The organism is Pararhizobium sp. (assembly GCF_035497515.1).
In the GTDB taxonomy this organism is placed as follows: Bacteria; Pseudomonadota; Alphaproteobacteria; order Rhizobiales; family Rhizobiaceae; genus Pararhizobium.
In genome coordinates, this window is sequence record NZ_DATJDJ010000030.1 from 1 (window position 1) to 5,447 (window position 5,447).

Genomic DNA, 5,447 nt, shown 5'->3' on the forward strand with positions numbered 1-5,447 from the left:
ATCGACCACGTTGAGCATGAACACCGCGCGCCATTCCTGTCCTTTTGCCGAATGAATGGTCGACAGGATCAGATAGTCCTCGTCGAGCAGCGGCACCCCGGCCTGATCGCTGGTGGCATCCGGCGGATCAAGCGTCAATTCGGTCAAAAAACGCTCGCGCGATGGATAGCCGTTGGCGATCTGTTCGAGCTGTAAGAGATCGGCCTTGCGGGTGTCGGCATCCTCATGGATGCGCTCGAGATGCGGCTCGTACCAGAGACGTGCCTGTCCGATATCCAAGGGCCAGCTTGCCTGCGTCTTGCGCAGGCTGGCGAGCAAGTCAACGAAGGATGTCCAGTCGTCGCCGGTCTTGGGCGGCGGCGGGATTTCAGCAAGGGCCAAAAGCGGCTCAGGATCGGCCACGATCGTATCGAGAATGTTGCCGGCCGTCTTTGGACCGATCCCCGGCAGCATTTGCAGCAGCCGGAAGCCGGCAACGCGGTCGCGCGGGTTCTGCGCGAACCGCAGCACCGCCAGCATGTCCTTGACATGGGCGCTGTCGAGAAATTTTAGGCCGCCGAACTTGACGAAAGGGATGTTGCGGCGGGTGAGCTCGACCTCCAGCGGACCGCTATGACTAGACGTGCGGAACAACACGGCCTGGTTCTTCAGCGTCATGCCGGTCTCGCGGTTGGCGAGCACCTGGTCGACGATGAAGTTCGCCTGCTCGGTCTCGTCCTTGACGGTCACGAGTTTCGGCCGCTCCAGCGATTGCCGCTCGGTCCAAAGGTTCTTGGTGAAGCGCTCGCGCGCCAGATCGATGACGCCATTGGCTGCAGCCAGGATCGGCTGCGTCGAGCGATAGTTTCGGTCGAGCGTGATGATATCGGCAGCTGGACTGAAGGCGGACGGGAAGTCGAGAATATTGCGAACTGTCGCTGCCCGGAACGAATAGATCGATTGCGCATCGTCGCCGACAACGGTCAGACCATGACCGCCGGGTTTGAGCGCCATCAGCACCGAGGCCTGTAGCTTGTTGGTATCCTGGTATTCATCGACCATCACATGATCGAAGCGATTGCCAATATCATCTGCTAGCTCCGGATCACTGACCATCTGCGCCCAGTAGAGCAGCAGATCGTCGTAATCGAGCACGTTCTGGGCCTGCTTAGCTTCCACATAGGCAGCGAACAACTGCTTTAGCTGTTCTTCCCAGCTTGCCACCCAAGGATAGTGGTGGCGCAGGATTTCGGTCAGCGGCGTCTGCGAATTGACGGCACGCGAATAGATCGACAGGCAGGTGCCCTTGGTAGGAAATCGGCTTTCCATCTTGGAAAATCCGAGCTCGTGACGGGCAAGGTTCATCAAGTCGGCACTGTCTTCGCGATCATGGATGGTGAAATCCATATTCAGGCCGATCTGCTCGGCATAGATCCGCAGCAAACGTGCCCCGATCCCGTGAAACGTGCCCGACCAGGAAAGCGCATCGGTGAGCACCCCGGAATTGGCGCCAAGCACCTGTTTGCAGATCCGCTCTACACGGCGCGACATTTCCGAGGCAGCACGTCTCGAAAAAGTCATCAGCAGAATTCGCCGCGGATCGGCGCCATTGACGATCAGATGCGCGACCCGGTGAGCCAAGGTATTGGTCTTGCCGGATCCAGCGCCGGCGATAATCAGCAGCGGTCCCGCCACCTGCCCGTCCGACAATCCAACACCGTATTCCACCGCCTGCCGCTGCCGGTCATTCAGTTTTTCCAGATAAGCCAGGCTCATTCCGGTTTCATCTCCTGCTTATCCTGGCACATTGACCGGAAAATTTCCTGCCTGTGCATAAATGCCCATGCTTTTGATCTCGCTAATGGATTCAAGGGCCACGCCGATCATGAAGCCCCCTCTTGGCCGTCTTCCCAAAAGACTCCAATTGACTGGATGTCTGTTACGGAACAAAAAAGGAACATAACCTACGCTACGCCCGTTGAAAAGGTCTGATCGGACTTGCCCACATCATGCAAAATCGTGCCCGAACCATTGCCATCGAGGAGTTGCGGGAGCGCATCCAGCATCTGGAAGGCGGCTCAGTGCGGGCTCGCGAGGCTCTGCCGTTCGGTGTGGATGAGATCGATCGACATCTGCCCGGAGGCGGACTGGCACTCGGGGCGCTTCATGAGGTCGCCGGCGGCGGTAATGGAGCACTCGACGGGGCTGCTGCTGCCCTGTTCACCGCCGGGATCGCCGCACGCACCACCGGCAAGGTGTTCTGGTGCGTCACCCGGCAGGACCTGTTCATGCCGGGGATCGTCCAGGCGGGCCTGTCGAACAACCGTGTCGTCATGGTCGAATGTCGCGACGAGAAAGGCGTTCTCGACTGTTTCGAGGAAAGTCTTCGATGTCGAGGCGTTGGCGCCGTGATCGGCGAACTGGCCCGCCTGCCGATGACCGCGTCGCGCCGGCTGCAACTCGCCGCCGAAACCTCCGGCGTGCTCGGCATCGCCATTCGCCGCTGGCGTCGCCACGCGGATGTTTCCGACTTCGGGCATCCGACGGCGGCCGTGACGCGCTGGCGGATCTCGGTCCTTCCCTCTCAACCGCTTCCGGTTCCAGGCATTGGCCGCGCCCGGTGGTATCTCGAACTTCTTCGTTGCCGTGCCGCAGAAAGTGCTGATTATGTGGTCGAAGCCTGCGATGCCAAGGGTCGTCTCGGTCTACCTGCCGACCTGGCCAACCGATCGCTATCGACGGATGCTTGGGCAACAAGCGCCGCCGGCTGAACAGCCGCTGGTGATGATCGCCCGGGAAGGCAGCCGTCGGCTGGTCGCCGCCGCCAATACCGCGGCCATCTCCGCGGGCCTGCGCATCGGCATGCCGGCGAGCAAGGCCCAGGCATTGGTTGCGGATCTGATCATCGAGGAGCTGCGCCCCGAGGAGGATCGCAAGGAGCTCGACCGCCTGGCGCTCTGGTTCCTGCGCAACTACGCGCCGATCGTTGCCGCCGACCCGCCCGACGGCATCGTCATCGATACGACTGGCGCCGACCACCTGCATGGCAACGAGACATTGATGCTGACGGGCATGATCAATCGGCTGTTCGCGATGGGTTTTACCGCACGCGCCGCCATTGCCGACAGCTGGGGCGCGGCGCATGCGCTCGCCCGCTTTTCCGCCAAGCCCACCTTGGTCGTTCCCCAGGGTGAGGCGGCGCAGTCTGTGCTCGACCTGCCGATCGCGGCGCTGCGGTTGGAGAACCGGACTGTCGCCGCCCTTCGCACCCTCGGTTTCGATCGCGTCAGTGAGCTCGCCGCCACCCCGCGCGCGCCGCTGGCTCTGCGTTTCGGTCCGCAGATCGGCCGCCGCCTCGATCAGGCGCTCGGGCGCGTTGCTGAGCCGATCGACCCAATCCGGGCAGCAGAAGCCATCGAAGCACGCCGCGCCTTTGCCGAACCGATCTCGGCGGCTGAGACCATCGCCCGCTATGTCAGGATACTGGTGATCCGCCTATGCGGAGTGCTCGAGGAACAGGGGATCGGCGTTCGCCGTCTCGACCTCATTCTTCATCGTGTCGACGACACCTTGGCTGTCATCCGGGCCGGCACGGCGAAACCGGTGCGCGATGTCGAGCGCCTGACCAAGCTGCTCTGCGACCGGATCGACACGATTGACCAGGGTTTCGGCATCGAAATCATGGTTCTGTCGGCCGCGCATTGTGAGCCGCTGGACGCGGTGCAGGCAATATCGTCGCTGATCGAGGAACCGGAAGCGGAGATCGGCGGATTGATCGACGTCATCGCCAACCGCGGTCACCGTGTTTATCGCGTCGCTGCCCTGGAGAGCGATGTGCCCGAGCGTTCTTTTGCAGGGGTTTCCGCTCTGGCCGAAGATGATGAACTGGGATGGCCAGCGGAATGGCCGCGTCCATCACGACTGCTGCTGCACCCGGAGCCGATCCAGTGCATGGCGCTGCTGCCGGATCATCCACCTGCCAGCTTCACCTGGCGCGGCAGCCGCCATGCGGTCAAGCGCGCCGACGGTCCGGAACGCGTCTTCGGCGAATGGTGGAAACGCGACAAGGAGCTCGGCGCCATCAGGGATTATTTTGTGGTCGAGAACGAGGAGGGCGAGCGCTTCTGGATCTATCGCCAGGGCGATGGCGAGCATGCCGATAGTGGCGCCGGCAACTGGTTCCTGCAGGGGATCTTTGGATGAGCGAGAACCCGCGATACGCCGAGCTGCAGGTGACCTCGCATTTTTCCTTTCTGCGCGGCGCGAGTTCCTGCGAGGAGCTGTTTGCCACCGCGGCAACGCTCGGCATCGAGGCACTGGCGGTCACCGATCGCAACAGTCTTGCGGGGATCGTGCGGGCGCATCAGGCGGCCAAAGACACCGGCATCCGGCTCGTCGTCGGTTGCCGCCTGGATCTGCGCGACGATATCTCGGTTCTCGTCTATCCGACTGATCGCCCGGCCTATTCCAGACTGTGCCGTCTGCTGTCTCTCGGCAAGGGGAGGGCCGGCAAGGGGAAGTGCGACCTCTGTTGGGACGATCTGGTCACCTATGGCGAGGGGCTTCTCGTCGTGCTCATCCCTGATCTTGCCGATGACCTTTGCACCATAAGGCTGCGGCGGCTGCGCCAGGATTTTGGCGATCGTGCCTATCTGGCGCTCACGCTGCGTCGCCGGCCGAATGACCAGCTTCGCCTGCATCAGCTCTCCAACCGCGCCGCGCAGGCCGGCGTGCCGACCGTCGTCACCAACGACGTGCTCTACCACGACCGCGATCGACGTCTGATGCAGGATATCGTGACCTGCATTCGACACAATTGCACCATCGATCAGCTCGGCCGCCGCAAGCAGCGTTTCGCCGACCGCTATCTCAAGCCGCCCGAGGAGATGCACCGGCTGTTCAGGCGCTATCCAGAGGCTTTGGCGCGAACGCGCGAAATCGTCGCGCGATGCAAGTTCTCGCTTGACCAACTCGCTTACCAGTATCCAGAGGAATTGATGCTGCCGGGGCTGACGGCGCAGGAGGCGCTGGAGAAGCTGACATGGGAGGCCGTGCCGAACCGCTATCCGGAGGAATTGCCCGAAGACGTCGAAAAGATCCTGAAGCATGAGTTGGCCCTGATCGCCAGGCTCGAATACGCGCCCTATTTTCTCACCGTCAATTCGATCGTTCGGTTCGCCCGCTCCAAGAACATTCTATGCCAGGGCAGGGGATCGGCTGCCAACAGCGCCGTCTGTTACGTTCTGGGCATCACCTCGATCGATCCTTCGCGCAGCGACCTGTTGTTCGAGCGCTTCGTCTCCGAAGAAAGGCGCGAGCCGCCCGACATCGACGTCGATTTCGAGCATGAGCGGCGGGAGCAAGTGATCCAGTGGGTCTACGAGACCTACGGGCGGCAGAGAGCGGCTCTCTGTTCTGTCGTCACCTGTTATCGCGCCAAGGGGGCGCTCAGGGACGTCGGCAAGGCG

At 62.1% G+C, this 5,447-nt stretch carries 4 protein-coding genes; 3 read left to right on the forward strand and 1 reads right to left on the reverse strand.

The annotated features are described in order from the left end of the window. Positions 1–1,755: ATP-dependent helicase (locus VL202_RS02635; RefSeq protein ID WP_325462632.1), on the reverse strand; the 1,755-nt coding region annotated here is incomplete at its 3' end. A 233-nt stretch (positions 1,756–1,988) separates the two neighbouring features. Between VL202_RS02635 and VL202_RS02640 the strand changes: the two genes are divergently transcribed. The 3 genes from VL202_RS02640 to VL202_RS02650 all read left to right on the forward strand — a co-directional run. Continuing rightward, a complete protein-coding gene (locus tag VL202_RS02640; protein WP_325462633.1) occupies positions 1,989–2,750 on the forward strand; it encodes an ImuA family protein in 762 nt (253 codons plus the stop codon). Next, positions 2,665–4,182: a DUF6504 family protein gene (locus VL202_RS02645; protein WP_325462634.1), complete on the forward strand. Its 1,518-nt coding sequence runs from the start codon at positions 2,665–2,667 to the stop codon at positions 4,180–4,182. Before VL202_RS02640 ends, VL202_RS02645 begins: the two co-directional genes overlap by 86 nt. Beyond that, on the forward strand, positions 4,179–5,447 hold a 1,269-nt coding region (locus VL202_RS02650), incomplete at its 3' end, for a PHP domain-containing protein (RefSeq protein ID WP_325462635.1). The genes VL202_RS02645 and VL202_RS02650, both read left to right, overlap by 4 nt.